The sequence below is a fragment of the Micromonospora sp. S-DT3-3-22 genome (genome assembly GCF_015354745.1).
Lineage (GTDB): Bacteria > Actinomycetota > Actinomycetes > Mycobacteriales > Micromonosporaceae > Micromonospora > Micromonospora wenchangensis.
Window position 1 is genome coordinate 19,083 of the sequence record NZ_JACGMO010000004.1, and the last position, 18,480, is coordinate 37,562.

Here is an 18,480-nt window from a genome sequence, read left to right on the forward strand (position 1 = left end):
CGTTCAGTGCCCCACCGGCGTCGTGCTCGCGGTAGGAACGGCGAGGGGGAGGGGCGTCGGTTCCCCGCTACCCTTCCACAACCACGGGACGGTCACACGGTGCCGGCCGTCGGTGATGACTTCGTGAACAACGACGCTCTGAGCTTCGCGTTTGATCAGCGGGGCGATGGTGGGCGTGGTCGCAAGGACGTCGAAATCCCAGGTTCGCAGCAGGGTGAGGATCTGGCGCAGGTTACGGTCGTCGAAGGCGGCGTCGATCTCGTCGATGGACAGCAGGCGAGGCCCCTGGTAGGTGTCGCCGGAATACATCGACCAGGCCGCGGCCAACAGCGGGAGCATCGTCGCGAGACGGGATTCACCGGTGGACAGGCTCTTGAGCGGGTTGGATCGGGTGTTGACCGGCTTGAACTGGTCGGCACCGAAGCTGCTGTGCGTGACGCTGATCTCCCAATGGTGCCAGGAGCGGTAGTCGAAGGTGTGGGCGACACGTTCGGCCCAGGTTTCCTCGCCGGCATCCTCCATCCGTTCCCGCAGGATCTCATACATCTGATCGAAGACCTCGTCGGAGGGCGGCGCTGTGAGCAGGGCGACCATCTGCTGGGAGTTGCCGTCGTCGCGAACCTTCCAGTCGACCTGCACGCCGACGCGGGCCACACCGGTCCGAACGTTCTCAAGGGTGGCCCGAATCTGCCGAACCAGTTCCCTCGCCGCCTCACGGCGGGTCTGGATGTCACGCCGCAGCTGGGTGAACATCGACGTCTTGAGCGTCGCTTTGACGTCCTGACGCAGATCTCGTTCGAGGCCTTCGGCCGTAGCGCGGAGCGTCTCAGCGGCTTGCCGCAGATCCTCGCCGACCGCGGCGTTAGGTGCAGCGAGCGTGACACGCCGCCACTCCGTGCCCTCAAGGGTGGTGCTGTCGAGCTGCTGGTCGAACTCTGCGAGGGCCTGGTTGACGGACCGCATCGTGCTCTCAAGCTGCTTCTGCACCCGTTCCCGAGCGATCCTCAGGGTGTCCATCCGGGCGCTGGTGGTGGGTTTGCCGGCAAGCAGCTGACGCGACCAGGTGAGCGCGGCGGTCAGGTTGGCCGGCCGGTTGTCGCCATCACGCGGCAGCGTCTGCGGCACTTCGGCGAAGCCATGGGTGATCAGCAGACACATTCGATCGAAGCAGTCGGTGCGGTGCTGATCCGCCTCTCGACGACGCGGCGCAATCTTCTCAAGCGTCGTGGCGGCGGCAACCGCAGCATTGTCATGCGTACGGAACTCGGCCTCGCGTCGCTCGACCTCGGCCAGCTTGTCGGTCAGTTCGTCAGCGAGCTGGTCTTTCGTCTGCCGTAGCTCGGCATATTCCGCCCCGTACAGCGTCCGAGTCTGCTCCACCCGGGCGTCCAGCTCTTCGGCGGCGAGCCGGATCTGGCCTGCGGCGGCAACCGCCTTCTGGAACCGGATGGCGACCCGGTCCGCGGCCCGCTGCTCGCGCTGGGCTGTCGCCAGCAAGTCGAGGGCCCGCTGCCCGGCGCTCTGCCAGTCCCCGATCTGCTGCAGCAGGGCAGCGATCAGACCCCGGTGCCGCCGCAACACTTCTCGGTCGGTTGGCAGGACAGCGCCGTCGGGCAGCGTCGCAGCAGTATGCAGTGCGCGCAGCGCCACGCGGACGCGGTCACTGGAACGCTGGTGCCGGCGGCGATGCTCATCGACAGAGGCGCGGGCGGCGACCTCGTCCCGTTCGGCGACGTCCTCATCACGGATGGTGCGACGCAGATGCTCCACGTCGGGGAATCGCTGTTCCTCAGCGATGCACAATTGCTGAGCCGTCCGGGCCTCATCGCGTCGCTCAGTGGCCTCCGCCAACTCTCCCCGCGCGGTGGCCAGGGCAGCGCTGGCATCGGACTCATCCCGCCTCGATCGTTCTAGTGCGCCAGACGCCTCTTCACGTCGTCGGAGGGCAGTCTCCACCGCCCTGTCCACGCCATTGCGGACAGCATCGAACTCGGCGAGCAGCCCGGTGAGCTGCGCTGCGGCGGTGGCCAGTGCCTGCGTGGTTTGCTGCTGAGCTTTCGCGACGCCGAGCTGCAGTTGGCTGACCTGCGCGCGCGCCATGGCAACCGCGTCGGCGGAAGGGAAGTCATCCCGCTCCCGCAGAGACGCGCGGACAGCGGCATCAAGGTGTGCAACGTGTTGCTTCTCAGCCTCAAGGTCGTGACGCGCGGTGCCCAGCCGCTGTTCGAGGTCGGCGACGAGCGCGAGCCGCGCCCGTTCGCGGGCGACCCGGCCGATGAATGTGGCCCGGTAGTTCGGCGGAGCCGACGCGATCACATTGCCGGTGCGCAGGTGCCCGATGCTGAGGTCGCTGCCGGCCAGGTCGACCGCAACGGCCCGCAGCAGCCATTCCACGTGCCGCGGGTCGGCACCCGAGCCGTCCTCCGCAACGAGAATGTCGGCCAGACTCTGCCCGCCCACGGGACCGTCACCGGCGAGCACCAGGTCACCGTCACCGACCAGGCGGTCCGCAGTGATCAGCGCGTCCAGCAGCCCCGCGGTCAGCAACGCACCTTCGACACGGTCGGCCTGTTCTGCACTGATGTGCTCGGCGAAAGCAACGGCGGCCCACAACGGCACGCCACGACCCGGATCGCGGGGCGCCCGCCACGGCGGCGCCTGCGGCACCGGCAGCTGCCGTCGGGCCTTTTCGAGCTCGTCCTCGATCCCGGTGACCCGTTGCCTCGCAACCTCGACGGCACGCTCTGCCTCGGCGATCGCGCCTTGCAGACCGTTGACGGCCGCCGAATGGGCCCGTTCCAGATCGAGGAACGGCTGCCGCAGATCGATGGCATCCGGATCGTCGGGCAGGCTCACCGTACGGCCGTTGAGGTGGACGAGCCCGGTGCGCCACCCGGCCACCTGGCGGCTCCACTCGGATGCCGCCTTGGTGGCGTCCACCCGGCCGGCCGCCAGAGCGTGCTCAGCGGCGGCGGTGACGGCGTGGGCAGCGTCCACGGCCGCGTCATGATCGGCTCGGGCCTGGCGTGCCTGTTCGTCTACGGCCGCACGGTCGAGGTCAGCCTGCGCCTGCGCGTTCTCCAGGGCACGTTGAGCCTGATCGGCGACGTGTTCGGCCCCATCCCGAGCCTGCGCGGCCCGGTGTGCCGCACCCTCGGCAGCGTGCACGAGGCGGGTACCGTGCACGACGTCCTGATCCCTGGCCGCCAGGGCGATCCGTTCCCGCGTTGCGGTACCCGCCTCATGCAGCCAGGCAACCAACCGGTCGGGGGCGATGCGGTCCTCGGCGTCAATCGTCAGGTCCGCCGCAACGGACGGAAGCTGGACCCGGCCACCCTCCCACCGGTCCAATGCGTCGAGTAGGTCCTGCTCGGCGGCACGACGTTCGGCACGGGCATCGCCAACGCGGTCGGCGGCACGGTCCTGGGCCTCCTCGGCGGCCCGGAGATGCCCGGCCTCGGTCCGTTGTTCGACCTGCGCTATGTCATGTTCGTGCAGCATCGCGTCGATGCCGTCAAGAGCCGTCTCGCGCGCCTCGATCCAGCCGCGCGGAGTTTCAGCGATCTGTGCGAGGTCAATCGTGGGTGGGTCCCGATCGAGGCTGGTGGCTGCCGTCACCTGTTCGGTGACCTCGGCGAGACGATCGACGAATGCATGCGCCCCGACATCGCCGGCTGTCGCGCGTAGACGCGAGCCGATCCCAGTCAGATGGCGCTGACTGTTGCGGAACTGATCGGCGCACTCCGCTGCCTGCTGGGTGGCCTGTTGTGACTCTTCCTGCAAGTCCAGACCGGCCGCTTCCAGCTCGAACTGCTGCTTGCGTAGATCGGTGAGGCGTTCTTCGAGATGCGGAAGCTCGGCGCCGGCATGCTCACGCAGCGCCCCCTCGGCAGCCTGGAGCCGGCCGCGAACACCGGCGATCTCGCGGCGCAGTTCCTCGCGCCGGGCCTGCACGCGCGCCACCTGTGCCTGCGCGTCCGCCAACTGCTGCTCGGCGGCGCGCGCCTCGCGGGCGTGATCGTCGAAGACCGTCTGGGCATTCGCCAAGCGGGCGGCTTCCTCGGCGATAATCGCGTCAATGTAGCGCTGGTACTGCTGCTCCGATTGTTCCAGCTGCCGAATCTCGGCACGGGCCTGCTTCAGCTGTGCCTCAAGGTCAGCGATGCGTTCCATCGTGTCGGCGATGAACTGCAACGCGCGAGGATCCAGCGCCGGAAGCGCCTCGGTCAGCACCGCGCGCATCTGATTCGGGGAGATCGCCTCTGCGGTGCGGACGCTGCGCAGGCTGCGTAACACTCCGACGAGCGCGTCGAACTGCACCGAGTCCAACGGCGCGAACAACGTCGTACGGATCGCGTCGCGGTACTGGTTCTCCTCGGCAAGGTTCACATAGTCCCGGACCTTCAAGATAAGACGGTCATGGGAGGTGAACAATCGGCCGTCCGCGGCGCCAACCTGCTCGGCGAGCCCTTCGACCGGTACCGGGTCCCGCTGTCGAGCGAGGAAGAGGTCGGTTCCGACGCGACCCGGCATGATGAAGAACGCCTTCTGCAAGCCGCTGCTCTGCGAGCGCAGCCACAACCCGGTCGTCAGGTAGCGAACCTCGCCGGTGCCAGTATCGCGGTAGCCGTACTCCAGCCACCACGCTCCGGTACGGTCCTCCTTGGCGTTGCGGTCGGTATGCCGGTCTATCAGCGTGCCGACGGCCTCACCAGACACCGACAGCGCCTTCTGCGACACCTCGCCGTCGAGCAGGACGGTGACCAGCATCGAGGCGGTCAAGGACTTACCAGATCCGTTCGGCCCGGCCAGCGCCAGCCAGCCATCGGCGAACATCAGCGTCTCATCGGTCCACGCCCACGAGTTCACCGCACCGGCCCGGGTCGGCTGCCACCTGTCGGCAGCGACCGGTCCGTCGTTCCAATCCGCCACCGGGCCGGCATCGTCGCTTCTCCCGATCGGCTGTCGACCCGGGTGCGCGATGAGGCTCACGCCGGCTCCTCCCTCGGGTCCGAATCGGCTTCCGTGCGGTGGCGGCCCGGACGAGCAGGCTGGCCATGTCGTGCCCGCACGCGCCACAGGTGCACGCCCGGTGTGACCTGCCACCGGTCCTCATCGCCCGTGACCCGCAGCAGGCCGGCGGTGACCAGTTCCCCAGCAGCGGCCCGGGCCAGAACGGGCAGTCGTTCGGCATAGCCGGCCGCCCACCGCGGCATGTCTCGACGGATCTCCTCGAACATCGTCGTAATCTCCCCGGCGGTTACCTCGGACGCGCCGTGATGCGGCAGGTGCGACAGCAGGGCCAGCGCACCCTGGCGCTCTGTCTTGCGGCCCTGCGGGAAGTCGAAGTCAGAGGCGGTTCCCGTCGGGTCGGTGATCTCCCACCAGTCACGGCGAACGCTGGCGACCAGCCCCAGCGCGGCGGCGATGTTCAACGCGCGTTCCCGGCCGGTCGAGGTGGCGAGGTATCCGACCGGATTCGGGTCGTTGTCCGGATCAGCGACAGGGTCGTCCGCCACCCGCCGCAGCGCGGTCAGCCGGCGCCCCTCCACGCTGGCCTGCCGTTGCGCGACGGCGTCGGGCTCGGCATCCGGAAGTGAGATCGCTGTCAGCGTGGCGACGTGCTGATCGGGGGCCCGGGCGCTCAACGACAACAGCGTCGGTGACAGCGAGGCGAACTTGTTAGCGAGGCTGTCGCGGTCAGCGGTGATGAACACCTCAGCGTTCTCGTCTGTCACTGCCCGGTCCAAGTCCGCGTCGACGCCGATCTCCCCGTCGACCTGCAGCAGCTTTATCGCATCCACAATGTTCGCCCGTGCGGCCTGTGCTTCACGCTTGCTGACCCCGTCCGTCGCCACGATCCGGAAAGCCGGTAGCCGACCCGTGGCCGCCTCGGCAGCGCACACCTGAGCCACCGACTGCAACAGCTCGCGCAGGCTGATCCGCGGACGCCGCCACAGCTGTTCACAGACCAGCGCGGCCAGCACCAGCACCTCAGCGGGAGCCAACTCGCCTCGTCCACTTCGCCGCTGCAGCCGCGGCCCGCGATCCCCGGGAACATCGTCACGGCGCTTATGCAGCCGCACCATCCCACCAACGTCGTGAATGTGCAGGGTCCACCCCAATTCCGTCCGGAAGAAATCGGTGAGCTCCCGCCGGCCGCGCAACACCACACGGTAGCGAACCGGGTCATCGGCCGAAGAGATCCGGCAGGCGAGAATCAGGTGACGTGCCGCATCCGCGAGATCCGGGTCGAGAAGCCGCTGAGTCATGCGGCACCCTCCCTCGTCACAACCTGCAGACCCAGGGCGACTTCAGTCGGTGTCACGGTGATCAGAAGTTCCGGCGCCACCAGAGTCCCTTCGGCAAACCGGACCGGCAGGTGCGTCTCGGGACGGCCCAACCTGACCCGGACCACCACGCTGGCACCCTCGGCATGAGCCTTGCCGTATCCGGTAGCGGCATCAATCGTGTTGCGCGCTACTTCGATCGCACCGAGCAGGATCATCAACGCCGGTGTCTCCAGACCGGTGAAATGGCTCAGCGGCACTTCGCCGTCGGTGACCAGCAACGCGCTGAATCGTCGCCGGTTCGCCGCAGTGGCTCCGGCCTTCTCCAAAGCGGCAGCACGGGCAGCACCGGCATCCGGGACCTTGCGGGGACGGCCGCTGGCGCGACCGACGCGTTCGTGCTCGCGCAGGATCACATCCACCTGGTGCCGGCTGGTCCCACCGGCTGCCGGGGTGGCGTGGGCAACGTCCTCCTCGGTCGTCCCGACGACCGCATGCACGGCAGGCCACTGGCCGAACGCAGCGGCATACACGCGGCGCGCGGCCTCGTCGTCCGGCTGGGCGTACAAGCTGTAGGCGAGTTCCCGGAAGTCGGCGGCCAGATCCGAGCCACGCCGCAGCGCTGTGTAGCGTCGATCGATGGCCACCAGGAGGGTGTGCACGGCACCAGCCGCCGAGGAGATCAACCGCTGCACCGAACCCGAAGGGGCGAACCAGGCGGCAAGGTCAGACAGCCGACGCACCCGCTCGTCGATCCAGTCCTGCTGATCACGGGTGTCGAGCAGGCCCGCGTGCATGGCGGCGGTCTCGACCAGCGGCCGGTGCCCGACCGACTCCAAGTCGGTCAGGGCCGCCTCGACCCGGCGCAGCGCTCGCCCATACTCACGCGGGAACTGTCGCAGGGCCTCGATCACACGATCACGGTTCTCCCCGAACAGCAGATCGTCGGTGACATCAGACTGCACCATCTGCGCCAGCGCAGCGTAGAAGTCGGCGGTGACACGCTGCATCTCGTCCAGCCTCGTCCGGACGTCATCCAGATCGGTCGGCAGCAACCCAGCATCGGAAGTGAGATGCTCGATCAGATCACGGACCGTGCGTTCGACGCTGTCGAGAAGACGGCTCGGCAGTTGTAGCGCCCGCCGCGAGTCGACGACAGCCGTGCGCACCGCAGCCACCACGGCCCGGCCGATCCTGGTCAGCGCCCACGCCTCCTGCCGGCGGACCACCGCATCCAAACCCGCGTTGAGCGCCGCATAGTCCCGGAATGGCTCGACGAGATGCGCGCTCGTCAGGTAGTCGAGCACCGTGCGCAGCTCGAATTCGGTCATCTGGTCACGAAAACCGACGTCGCGCATCTGCGCGGCGATGTCGGCCGGCGTCGACATCGGGGCGCGGGTCGCCAACTCCTCCAGAGCTGCCAACACTGCCGTGTTGCGCTCGCGCGCCAGGTCCTCGGGTTGGCCGAAACACCGCCACACGACCGGATCGATGTCCTGCCACCACAGCCGTGGCGGGTTCGGCACGCAGTTCCTCCCACAAGACCATTACCTACCTACCGCGCCCTCGGCGCGGCACTCACCAACACTCCTCGCTACTCTCCGAGACGCACCAGTGACCGACGCCGCAAGATTACGGTCTTCAGGGGACGAAGCGCAGCCCCTGCGCCCAGGAATCGACAGCCGTCGGCCAGGACAAGCTTGCCGTCAGGACGTGCGAACAGACGTTGCCGCGCCGCGTCGTCCGCCGTTGGCTGCTGGGGTGCATACGCCGCACCGGTCAGCTTCAACCCGGCACCACGGCCTCTGCTCGTGCCGCCGCGCGACGTGGTGACCGGTCGGGTCTGCGCGCTCGCCGACCCGGCGGGAGCCGTCTTCACCGTCATTCGACCGGCCCACACCGGTAGCTGACTGCCAGGCGTTCTCCCGCAGGTCGTCGTCACCCTGGCATCCCGAGACCGACACCGAGGCACGGCGGGACCCGGCCTGCCACGCGTTCAGGCATCCCCTCGGAGGATGTGCCGCGATCGCGGGAGCGGGGGTCTGGTCAACGACGGGCCACCCGCCGCAGCGCACCCACCAGCACGACGAGGACGGTCAGGGTTGAGCCGGCAACGAGGATGAGGTTCCCCCGGTTTGCCGGAGGCTCCTCGGGACCTGAACCGGCGCCTGCCTCACCTGCCACCAACCCGTGAAACCATTACACCGCAACAAGCGCCACAGAACCTAACAAAGCACTACCAGGCCTGGTCATACTGCTCCCAAAACCGAGCCCGAAGCTGGTGTCGCACGGCTTCACTCAGATCGACTTCCCCGAGGTGATCAGACAGGTCGGTCAGTAGGGCTTTGTCGATGTCGCGGGGGATCGATGGTTTCCCGGCGGTGAGTTCCGCCAGGGCCTCCGGCGTGGCCGAACTGCGGAAAGTCGTCAGGACGTTGGTGACGATCGAGCCGATCTGTTCGGCAAGGTCAGGAGGGTCCTCGTGATTCGTCGTGCCCGTCCTGATGTCCAGGGCCCCACTGGCGGCGGGCGCGGACGACAGGCGGGCTGCTGGTGAGCCTTCCTGCGCGGTGGAGCCCGTCAACGGGGCTTTGGCACGCGGGTGCCCGCCCAGCGACACCGCCATCGGTGACGGCACCGCCGAGGGTGTCTCCATCTTCGTCACGGCAGTGTCGATGGCGTCCGGAAATATGATCTTGAGCCCGTCGGCCGCCCGGATCAGATGCCGACTGATGCCGTGAGGCCGGTCCTGCCCGTTGGGGACGGCGAGCAGAATGACCTGCACCCCGTGCACCTGAGCCTCCTCCACGGCCTCGGTCAGATCATCGTCCCCCGAGACGAGGACGAAGACGTCCGCAACCGCGTTGCGCGCGTGCATCACCAGGTCGAGCCCAATACGCAGGTCGACACCCTTCTGCTGGCCATCCACGCCGAACCGGCCGAGCCGCAGCTTGACGTTGGGCAGTTCACCGATGAACTGCTGCGAGCCGTCGGGCACGCCGTCTCTCGCGGAGTCGTACCAGTGCACGCGCAACATCGGCAGCTCCGACAGCGCCTCGGACTGCTGGACCAGCGCGTCGATCAGTGACTCGTAGTCGACCTGAATCCCGTTCCGCAGCGACGTCCCCGTCACCCGGACCGCCGCGGCGCTGAGCAGGTAACCGACGTCCACGTAGAGGGAGCATTTAGGCCTCACGATCCACAGGATGCCACCCCCGTGCCGCAACTATCGAGGCCGCATCCCGGCGGCGCAGCTGCGGCCGCCCGCAGGCAACGGCATCCGCGATCTTGACATCGCGTCGTCCTGGGGGTCGGGGTGTAGCACCACGCCTTGATCAAGGACAGAACCAAGCCGACGATGAGGGATCGTTCCAGGAACGACGCCGCGCAGCAGGCCACCGATGCTGGCGCAGGTGACCGATCCGGCCGCGACAACGGCGAGCATGGCGGTGGAGCATGGTGAAGCCGTGCGATCACGACCAGCATGGTGGGGGAGTGGCACCGCCAGAGACAGGATCCGTTGATCTTGATACGTGCTGGTCGGGTGGTGCTGGACGCTGCCCGCTCCGGTCTACTCGGGTGCTGTGAGGACGCCGGTGGTGAGCAGCAGGGCTTCGAGTTGGTGCCTAATGAGGGCGGGTGCTTCGGGGTCGCGCAGCATGGGTCGGGCCCCTGGGTGTCACCCGGTGCGACACCCAGGGGTTCCCGGGCCCCGTCGGCCCGTCATCGGCGTACCGGGACCGTCCTCGCCGGTCCGGTGCGCTGCCGGTGTGCGCGGATCAGGTCGGCGTACCGCAGCCCGCTCGCCTTGACCGTGCGCCGCTGGGTGGGGTAGTCGACGTGCACCAGACCGAACCGCTTGTCGTAGCCGTACGCCCACTCGAAGTTGTCGAGCAGCGACCAGACGAAGTATCCGGCGAGGGGAACGCCCCGGTCGACGGCGGCCGCGCAGGCGGCCAGGTGCCGCTCCAGATGGTCGGTGCGCTCCCGGTCCTGCACGGTGCCGTCGGCGGTGACGTGGTCCGGCCAGGCCGACCCGCTCTCGGTGACGACGATCCGGGCCGGCGCGTACTCCTCGTGCACCGCGACCAGCAGCCGTTCCAGCCCGGCCGGATGGTTCTCCCAGCCCATCGCGGTCTGCACCGCCCCCGGCACCGGCACCTGCCGGGCGTACGGCGGGGGGCCGTCCGGGTCGTCGACGACGACCTGCCGGAAGTAGTAGTTGATCCCGAGGAAGTCGGTCGGCGTGGCGATCACGGCGAGGTCGTCGCCGCGTACCGGCGGTTCCACCTGGTAGGTGGCGAGCATGTCGGCGGGGTAGCCGCGGCCGTGCAGCGGGTCCAGCCACCAGCGGTTGACGTGGCCGTCCATCCGGTGGGCGGCGGCGACGTCCGCCGGACGGTCGGTGGCGGGCTCGCAGGGGCTGAGGTTGAGCACCACCCCGACGGAGGCCTGGCGGGCGGCGTTGGCGCGGACCGCCAGGGTGGCCAGGCCGTGGCCGAGCAGCGTGTGGTGGGAGGTACGCACCGCGCGCGCGAGATCCCGCTCGCCCGGTGCCATCCGGCCCTCCAGGTGCCCGATCCAGGACACACAGAGCGGCTCGTTGACGGTGGTCCAGTCGGCGACCCGATCGCCGAGGCGGGCCGCGACGACCGCGGCGTAGTCGGCGAACGCCTCGGCAGTGGCGCGTTGCGGCCAGCCGCCCCGGTCCTGGAGGGCCTGCGGCAGGTCCCAGTGGTAGAGCGTGACGAACGGCCGGATCCCGGCCGCGAGCAACGCGTCGACCAGCCGGTCGTAGAAGTCCAGCCCTCTCGGGTTGACCGGGCCGACGCCGGCGGGAAGCACCCGGGGCCAGGCCACCGAGAACCGGTACGCGTCGACGCCGAGGCCGCGTGCCAGGGATATGTCCTGCGGCCACCGGTGGTAGTGGTCGCAGGCGACGGTGCCGCTGTCGCCGTTGTCGACGGCCCCGGGCACCTGGCAGAAGGTGTCCCAGATCGACGGTGCCCTGCCGTCGGCGGCGACGGCACCCTCGATCTGGTAGGCGGCGGTCGCGACGCCCCAGATGAAGTCGGCTGGCAGCGTGGACAGGTCGGGCACGTCGGGGTTCTCCTCGCGGGACACGGTGGCGGACTCACTTGACCGCGCCGGCGGTGAGGCCGGCGACGAAGTAACGCTGCAACGCCAGGAAGCCGGCGACGACGGGCATGCTGACCACCAGCGAGGCGGCCATCACCTGGTTCCAGTAGACGTTGAACTGGGTGGAGTAGCCCTGGAGGCCCACGGCCAGGGTGCGACTGCCCTCGTTGGTCATCACCGAGGCGAACAGCACCTCACCCCAGGCGGTCATGAACGCGTACACGGTCACGGCGACCACTCCGGGCACTGCCGCCGGCAGCACCACCTGGAACAGCGTGCGGAGCGGGCCGGCACCGTCGACCTGGGCGGCCTCGTCGAGTCCGCGCGGGATGGAGTCGAAGTAGCCGACCAGCATCCAGATCGAGAACGGCAGCGAGAAGGTGAGGTAGGTGACGATCAGGCCGGTCCGGCTGGCGTACAACTGGATGCCGGTGGCGTTGCCCAGGTTGACGTAGATCAGGAACAGCGGCAGCAGGAACAGGATGCCGGGGAACATCTGGGTGGACAAGACGGTCACCGAGAACAGGCCCCGGCCGCGGAAACGGTAGCGGCTGACCGCGAACGCCGCGAAGATCGCCACGGCCACCGACAGGACCGCCGCCACCGAGGAGACGACCAGGCTGTTGACCAGGTAACGGCCCAGCGGCACGGTCGACCACATGTCCACGAACGCGTCGACGGTGGGACGGCGGGGCCACCAGGTGAACGCGTTCTGCACGTCCTGCAGCGGTTTGACCGACGAACTGACCATCACGTAGAGCGGGACGAGGACGAACAGCGTGAGCAGGGTCAACACGCTGCGGCGGGCCCAACGCTCGGCGGTGGTCTCACGCATCGTTCCTCCGGCGGTTGGTGAGCAGCAGGTACCCGGCGGTGACCAGGAGCAGGAACAGCAGCAGCGCCACCGACATCGCCGAGCCGGAGCCGAAGTCCCAGGTCTTGAAGGAGCTGCGGTAGATGTGGATGGAGACCAGGTCGGCCTGCTCCGGCGCGGAGCCGCCGAACAGCACGTACGGGGTGTTGAAGTCGTTGAAGGTCCACAGGAACAGCACCAGCAGCAGCACCAGGTTGACCGGACGCAGCATGGGCAGGGTCACCGAGCGAAACCGCCGCCAGAAGCCCGCGCCGTCCATCGCGGCGGCCTCGTACAGGTCGGCCGGGATGTTCTGGAGGCCGGCCATGACGCACAGGAAGGCGAACGGCCAGGACCGCCAGACCGACACGATCAGCAACGCGACGAAGCTGTTGTCGCCGATCAGCCAGAACGGCCGATCGCCGAGCAGCTGCAACTGGTCGACCAACACGTGGTTGACCAGGCCGTTGTCGCGCTGGAACAGGAAACTCCAGGTGATCACGGCGGTGTAGACCGGCAGGGCGTACGGGGTGAGAAAGAGCGCACGCAGCAGGCCCCGGCCGCGGAACGGGCGTTGCAGCAGCACGGCCGCGGTGGTGCCGAGCACCCAGGACAGGCCGACCGAGCAGACCGTGTAGAGCACTGTCACCTGGAACGAGTGCAGCAGTTCGGCTCCGGCGGCGGAGTCGAGATCGAGCACCATCCGGTAGTTCTCGGTGCCGACGAACGGGGCGGTGGACCAGTCGCGGATGTGGAACTGGGTCAGCTCCAGCAGGCTCATCCAGGCGCCGACGAGCATCGGCACGACGTGGATCGCCAGTTCCAGCACGACGGCCGGGGCGAGCAGCAGGTACGGCAGGAGTGAGCGGCGGGGTCGGCGGGGGCGGTTCTGCGGTGCCCCGCCCCGGGGCGGCCCGTCGCGCCCGGTGGCGTCGTGGACGGTGGTGATGGCCATCGTGGTCCTCTCGCGGGGTGGCCGTGGCAGGGTCGGCGTCCCTGCCACGGCCACCGGTCCGGCGGGTCAGCGCATCTGCTGCTGGGCCTTGCTCAGCTTCTGCCGGACGCTGTCCTCGGTGACCGGCTTGCCGCTGGCGGCGTCGGCGAAGAGTTCCTTGATGGCGGTGCCGACGAGGGTCTCGAAGGTGCTCTCGTCGGGAACCTGCGGCAGCGGAGCCGCGGTGGTGGCGAGGGTCGCCTGGAGCACCTTCTGCTCGGGGGCGGTGAACGCCGGATCGCTGGCGGCGGTCGTGACCGGCGGCAGCGATCCGTACGTCTTGTTGAGCGTCACCTGCTCGGCGTCGCTGGTCATGAACTTCACGAACTCCAGGGCGGCGTCGGGGTTCCTGGTGTGCTTGAACACCGCGATGTTGATCCCGGCGACCATGCTGTTGACCTTCCTGCCGCCGGCCGGCGGGGCGGCCAGGAACGGCACGGGGGCCACGCCGTACGCGTCGGCGGCCATGTTCTGGGACTTGAGGTTCGCCCCGGCGGCCTGCCAGAGCAGCATCGCCGCCTTGCCGTTGGCGAAGTCGGACACCGACTGGTTCTGCGCGTACTCGGCGTTGCTCGGGTTGATGATCTTGTCGGTGGCCATCAGGTCGACGTACCGCTTGACCGCGGCGACGTTCTGCGGGGTGTCGAAGGTCGGCTTGCCGGCGGAGTCGAACCACTCGCCGCCGTACTGCTGGCTGAAGGTGAAGGCGTGGTGCGCGTTCTCCGAGGCGTTGGCACCCTCGACGGCGAGGCCCCACCGGCCGTCGCCGGTCAGCTTGCGGCCGAGCTCGGCCACCTGTTCCCAGGTGGTCGGCGGGGTGGTGATGCCGGCGTCGGCGAACGCCTTCTTGTTGTAGTAGAGGGCGTAGGCGAGGCTGTAGAGGGGCACCGCGGCGGGCGGTTTACCCGGGGCCCCGGCGGCGGCGAGCGCGGCCGGGACGAACCGGTCCCTGCCGCCGACCTTGGCCAGGGTGGCGTCGTCGAACTCGACCATGGCCCCGGTCGCCTGCAACGACGCCGACCAGGTGTTGCCGATGTTCACCACGTCCGGGCCCTGTCCGGAGGTGGCGGCGGCGAGCAGCCGGTTGAGCAGGTCCGACCAGGGCACCACCTCCACGTTGACCTTGATACCGGTCTGCTGTTCGAACCGGTCCAGTTCGGGTTGGAGGATCTGCTTGTCGGCTTCCAGGCTCGCCCCCTGGTTGCTGGCCCAGTAGGTGAGGGTCTTGGCGGACCCGCCGGACGGGTCGTCCGAGCCACCACAGGCGGTCAGCGGGGCGGCAGCCAGGACTGCGGCAGTGAGTATCGCGAGGCGTCGTCTCGACACGATCGGACCTTCCGGTTCTGGTGGTGGGGTGTGTCGGTGCGGTGGCGTGCGCGAGGGGCCGGCAGTCGGAGATCCGGGACCGTCGGATCCGGGGGGTGCGCACCGTGTCGCGGGAGTTACATCACGGCTTAATTAATGTCGTCATTAAAGTGGTTGTCCGCAGGACCGTCAACCCCGGGGTCGTACAGTCGCTCCGGACGGCCCGGGGGAAGGTGGCGGGGTGGAGTTGGCGCGAGCGACGAATCGGAGCGTGCGGCTGCGGAACCGCTCCGCGCTGCTGTCCAGGCTCTTCCTCGACGGTCCACTGACCCGGCAGGACCTGATGCGCAGCACCGGCCTCAGCCAGCCCGCGATCAGCAACGTGGTCAGTGACCTCATCGGCGAGGGGCTGGTCGTCGAGGCCGGGGTGGCCGAGTCCGACGGCGGACGTCCCAGCATGATGCTGCGCGTCGCGCCCCGGTTCGCCTTCGTCATCGGGGTGGACGTCGGGGAGACCCTGGTCCGGGTCGAACTGTTCGACCTCGCCATGACCGTGCTGGCCCGCGCCGGCTACCCGCTGGACCCGGCGCGCACCGAACCGGCGACGGTCGCCGGACACGTGCTGGCCGGCATCGACGCGGTCACCACCCAGGCCCGGGTGTCCTGCGCCGACGTGCTCGGCGTCGGGATCGGTGTGTCGGGCGTGGTGGAGCAGGGCACCGAGGCGGTGGTGCACGCCCAGGCCCTCGGCTGGGACCGGGTGCCGCTGGAGCGGTTGATCCGGTCGGGCACCGACCTGCCGCTGCACATCGACAACGGCGCGAACACCCTCGGCCAGGCGGAGATGTGGTTCGGAGCCGGACGCGGTGCCCGCCACGCCGTGTTCGCCCTGGTCGGCTCCGGGGTCGGCGCGGCCCTGATGACCAACGGGGTCGCCTACCGGGGAGCGTCCAGCAGCGCCGGCGAGTGGGGACACACCACGCTGGTATACGGCGGCCGGACCTGCCGCTGCGGGGCCCGGGGCTGCCTGGAGGCGTACGTGGGCGCCGAGGCGATCATCGATCGCTACCAGGAGGCCCACGGCGGCCGGGCGGTGCCCGGCGGGGACGAGGAGTCCCGGATCGCCGCCCTGGTCGAGGCCGCTGCCAGTTCGCCCACCGCCCGTCGGGTGCTGGAGGAGACCGCCGGCTACCTCGGCGCCGGGGTCGCCAATCTGATCAACCTGTTCAATCCCGAGCGGGTGGTGCTGGGCGGCTGGACGGCGATGGCGCTCGGCGGTCTGCTGCCCGCAATCCGCGAGGCGGCCGGACGGCAGGCGCTGCGCCAGCCGTACGAGCAGGCGTCGATCGAACTGTGCCGGCTCGGCGTGGACGCGGTCGCGCTCGGCGCCGCCACCCTGCCGGTGGCCCGGCTGCTCGCCACCGGAGGACTGCGGCCGACAGTCGATAACCACCATAGGTAGCAACCGGGATAAATAACACTGTTATAGATCGATGTCTTGACGCCCGTGCAACATGACCGCAACACTCGGGAAGAGAGCGCTCTCCGGTCGCGGGCCGGTCCCGGCGGCACCACCCCGGCACCCGCGACCGCTCTCCTCAGCCCCGTCGTGCCCGGCGTCCGCACCCCCTACCGACAGGCGAAGTTCATGACATCTCGTGTCACCCCCGCACGCCCGAGAACGGGCCCACGGCGCTGGCGGCGTACCACCGTCGGCGTGGTCGTCGCCCTCGTCGCGGCCCTGACGCCGACCACCCTGGCCGCGCCGGCACACGCCGCGCCGGCACTGCTGTCCCAGGGCCGCCCGGCCACCGCGTCGTCAACCGAGGGCACCGGCTTCCCGGCATCGGCAGCGGTCGACGGCAACACCGGCACCCGCTGGTCGAGTGCCTTCAGCGACCCCCAGTGGCTACAGGTCGACCTCGGGGCCCGGGCCACCCTCAGCCAGGTCACGCTGGTCTGGGAGGCCGCGCACGCGCGGGCGTTCCAGATCCAGACCTCCGACAACGGCACCACCTGGACCACCGTCTGGAGCACCACCACCGGCACCGGCGGCACCCAGACGGTGCCCGTCACCGGCAGCGGCCGGTACGTGCGGATGTACGGCACCACCCGGGCCACCGGCTACGGCTACTCGCTGTGGGAGTTCCAGGTCTACGGCGAGAGCGGTGGAACCGACCCGGTCGAGCCCACCGACCCACGCAACCCGAACTTCGGCCCGAACACCTTCGTCTTCGACCCGTCCACGCCCACGGCCACCATCCAGAGCCGGCTGAACACCCTGTTCACCCAGCAGGAGACCAACCAGTTCGGCCCACAGCGGTACGCCGTGCTGTTCAAGCCCGGCACCTACACCGCCGACGTCAACCTCGGCTTCTTCACCCAGGTCGCCGGGCTGGGCATGAGCCCCGACGACGTGAACCTCAACGGCCACGTCCGGGTCGAGGCCGACTGGTTCGGCGGCAACGCGACGCAGAACTTCTGGCGCGCCGCAGAGAACCTGTCGGTCACCCTGCCCGCCGGAGTGACCGTCGAACGCTGGGCGGTGTCGCAAGCCGCACCGTACCGCCGGATGCACCTGCGTGGCGCGCAGAACCAGATCCAGCTCTGGAACGGCGGCGACGGCTGGTCCAGCGGCGGCCTGCTGGCCGACACCCGCATCGACGGACTCGTCGTCTCCGGCTCCCAGCAGCAGTGGTACTCGCGCAACAGCGAGTTCGGCAACGGCTGGACCGGCTCGGTGTGGAACATGGTCTTCCAGGGCGTGACCGGCGCACCCCCGCCGCACTTCCCGAACCCGTCGCACACCGTCATCGCGCAGACTCCGCAGCTCCGCGAGAAGCCATTCCTCTACATCGACGGCACCGGCGAGTACCGGGTGTTCGTCCCGGCCTTGCGTACCAACTCCACCGGCACGAGCTGGTACGGCAAAACCCCGGCCGGCTCGTCCATCTCGCTGAGCCAGTTCTTCGTCGTCCGGCCGGGCACCAGCGCGGCCACCATCAACGCCGCGCTCGCCCAGGGCCGGCACCTGCTGTTCACCCCCGGCGTGCACCACGTCACCGAACCGATCCAGGTCAACCGCGCCAACACGGTGATCCTCGGGCTCGGCCTGGCCACCATCCAGACCGACAACGGCACCGTCGGCATGCGGGTCGCCGACGTCGACGGGGTCAAGGTCGCCGGCCTCATGTTCGAGGCCGGGCAGACCACCTCGCCCGTGCTCATGGAGGTCGGCCCGCCCGGATCGTCAGCCGACCACTCGGCCAACCCGACCTCGCTGCACGACGTCTTCTTCCGCATCGGCGGGCCGGGCGTCGGCCGGGCCACCAACACCCTGACCATCAACAGCGACGACGTCATCGGCGACCACATGTGGCTGTGGCGTGCCGACCACGGCGACGGCGTCGGCTGGACGGTGAACACCGCCGACACCGGACTGACCGTCAACGGCGACGACGTCACCATGTACGGCCTGTTCGTCGAGCACTACCAGAAATACCAGACCGTCTGGAACGGCAACGGCGGCCGGACGTACTTCTACCAGAACGAAATGCCCTACGACCCACCCAACCAGGCCGCCTGGACGAACGGGGCGACCCGGGGCTACGCCGCGTACAAGGTGGCCGACTCGGTCACCAGCCACCAGGCATGGGGGCTGGGCAGCTACTGCTACTTCAACGTCAACCCCGCGGTGGTCGCCGACCGGGCCATCGAAGCGCCGACGAACCCGAACGTCCGGTTCACCAACATGGTCACCGTCTCGCTCGGCGGGGTCGGCACCATCAACCGGGTCGTCAACAGCGCCGGCGGCACCGCCAACACCACCAACCAGGTCGTCTACCTGACCAACTACCCCTGACCAGAGCTGTACCGCTCAAGGACGGTGGTTGAGGTCG

The 18,480-nt window shown here is 69.1% G+C and carries 10 protein-coding genes; 2 read left to right on the forward strand and 8 right to left on the reverse strand.

The annotated features are described in order from the left end of the window. Positions 1-3: 3 nt before the first annotated feature. The 8 genes from H1A17_RS35435 to H1A17_RS01860 all read right to left on the reverse strand — a co-directional run bounded on the left by H1A17_RS35435 (position 4) and on the right by H1A17_RS01860 (position 14,602). Positions 4-4,992 (reverse strand): SbcC/MukB-like Walker B domain-containing protein, encoded by a 4,989-nt coding sequence (locus H1A17_RS35435; RefSeq protein ID WP_194820852.1) that lies wholly within the window; start codon positions 4,990-4,992, stop codon positions 4-6. Further along, complete coding sequence (locus H1A17_RS01830; RefSeq protein ID WP_194820853.1) at positions 4,989-6,272, reverse strand: DUF2398 family protein; 1,284 nt, start codon at positions 6,270-6,272, stop codon at positions 4,989-4,991. The genes H1A17_RS35435 and H1A17_RS01830 overlap by 4 nt, the downstream gene beginning before the upstream one ends. Then, the gene (locus tag H1A17_RS01835) at positions 6,269-7,816 is read right to left on the reverse strand and encodes a DUF2397 family protein (protein ID WP_194820854.1); all 1,548 of its coding nucleotides are present in this window, start codon (positions 7,814-7,816) and stop codon (positions 6,269-6,271) included. Before H1A17_RS01835 ends, H1A17_RS01830 begins: the two co-directional genes overlap by 4 nt. Before the next feature lie 710 nt (positions 7,817-8,526). Further along, positions 8,527-9,462 carry an NYN domain-containing protein gene (locus H1A17_RS01840; protein ID WP_309236665.1) on the reverse strand — a complete coding sequence of 312 codons (936 nt, stop codon included), beginning with the start codon at positions 9,460-9,462 and terminating at the stop codon, positions 8,527-8,529. A gap of 551 nt (positions 9,463-10,013) precedes the next feature. Then, on the reverse strand, positions 10,014-11,414 hold the full coding sequence (locus tag H1A17_RS01845; protein ID WP_309236666.1) for a GH1 family beta-glucosidase: 1,401 nt from the start codon (positions 11,412-11,414) through the stop codon (positions 10,014-10,016). Positions 11,415-11,424: 10 nt separating this feature from the next. Continuing rightward, entirely contained in the window at positions 11,425-12,264 is an 840-nt protein-coding gene (locus tag H1A17_RS01850; protein WP_088642435.1) for a carbohydrate ABC transporter permease, read from the reverse strand. Then, positions 12,257-13,237, reverse strand: coding sequence for a carbohydrate ABC transporter permease (locus tag H1A17_RS01855; protein WP_088642436.1), 981 nt, complete (start codon positions 13,235-13,237; stop codon positions 12,257-12,259). Before H1A17_RS01855 ends, H1A17_RS01850 begins: the two co-directional genes overlap by 8 nt. Before the next feature lie 66 nt (positions 13,238-13,303). Continuing rightward, the gene (locus H1A17_RS01860) at positions 13,304-14,602 is read right to left on the reverse strand and encodes an ABC transporter substrate-binding protein (protein ID WP_194820856.1); all 1,299 of its coding nucleotides are present in this window, start codon (positions 14,600-14,602) and stop codon (positions 13,304-13,306) included. 220 nt (positions 14,603-14,822) lie between these two features. Here H1A17_RS01860 and H1A17_RS01865 point away from each other — a divergent pair, with 220 nt between their 5' ends. Next, the gene (locus H1A17_RS01865) at positions 14,823-16,043 is read left to right on the forward strand and encodes an ROK family transcriptional regulator (RefSeq protein WP_088642438.1); all 1,221 of its coding nucleotides are present in this window, start codon (positions 14,823-14,825) and stop codon (positions 16,041-16,043) included. A gap of 186 nt (positions 16,044-16,229) precedes the next feature. Then, positions 16,230-18,443, forward strand: coding sequence for a discoidin domain-containing protein (locus tag H1A17_RS01870; RefSeq protein WP_194820857.1), 2,214 nt, complete (start codon positions 16,230-16,232; stop codon positions 18,441-18,443). The last annotated feature ends 37 nt before the right edge of the window (positions 18,444-18,480 follow it).

What these genes read in the sequence shown, in the direction of transcription:
- H1A17_RS01830 (WP_194820853.1), bottom strand. Translation starts at nt 6,272, where the DNA reads ATGACTCAGCGGCTTCTCGACCCGGATCTCGCGGATGCGGCACGTCAC.
- H1A17_RS01850 (WP_088642435.1), bottom strand. Translation starts at nt 12,264, where the DNA reads ATGCGTGAGACCACCGCCGAGCGTTGGGCCCGCCGCAGCGTGTTGACC.
- H1A17_RS01855 (WP_088642436.1), bottom strand. Translation starts at nt 13,237, where the DNA reads ATGGCCATCACCACCGTCCACGACGCCACCGGGCGCGACGGGCCGCCC.
- H1A17_RS01870 (WP_194820857.1), top strand. Translation starts at nt 16,230, where the DNA reads ATGACATCTCGTGTCACCCCCGCACGCCCGAGAACGGGCCCACGGCGC.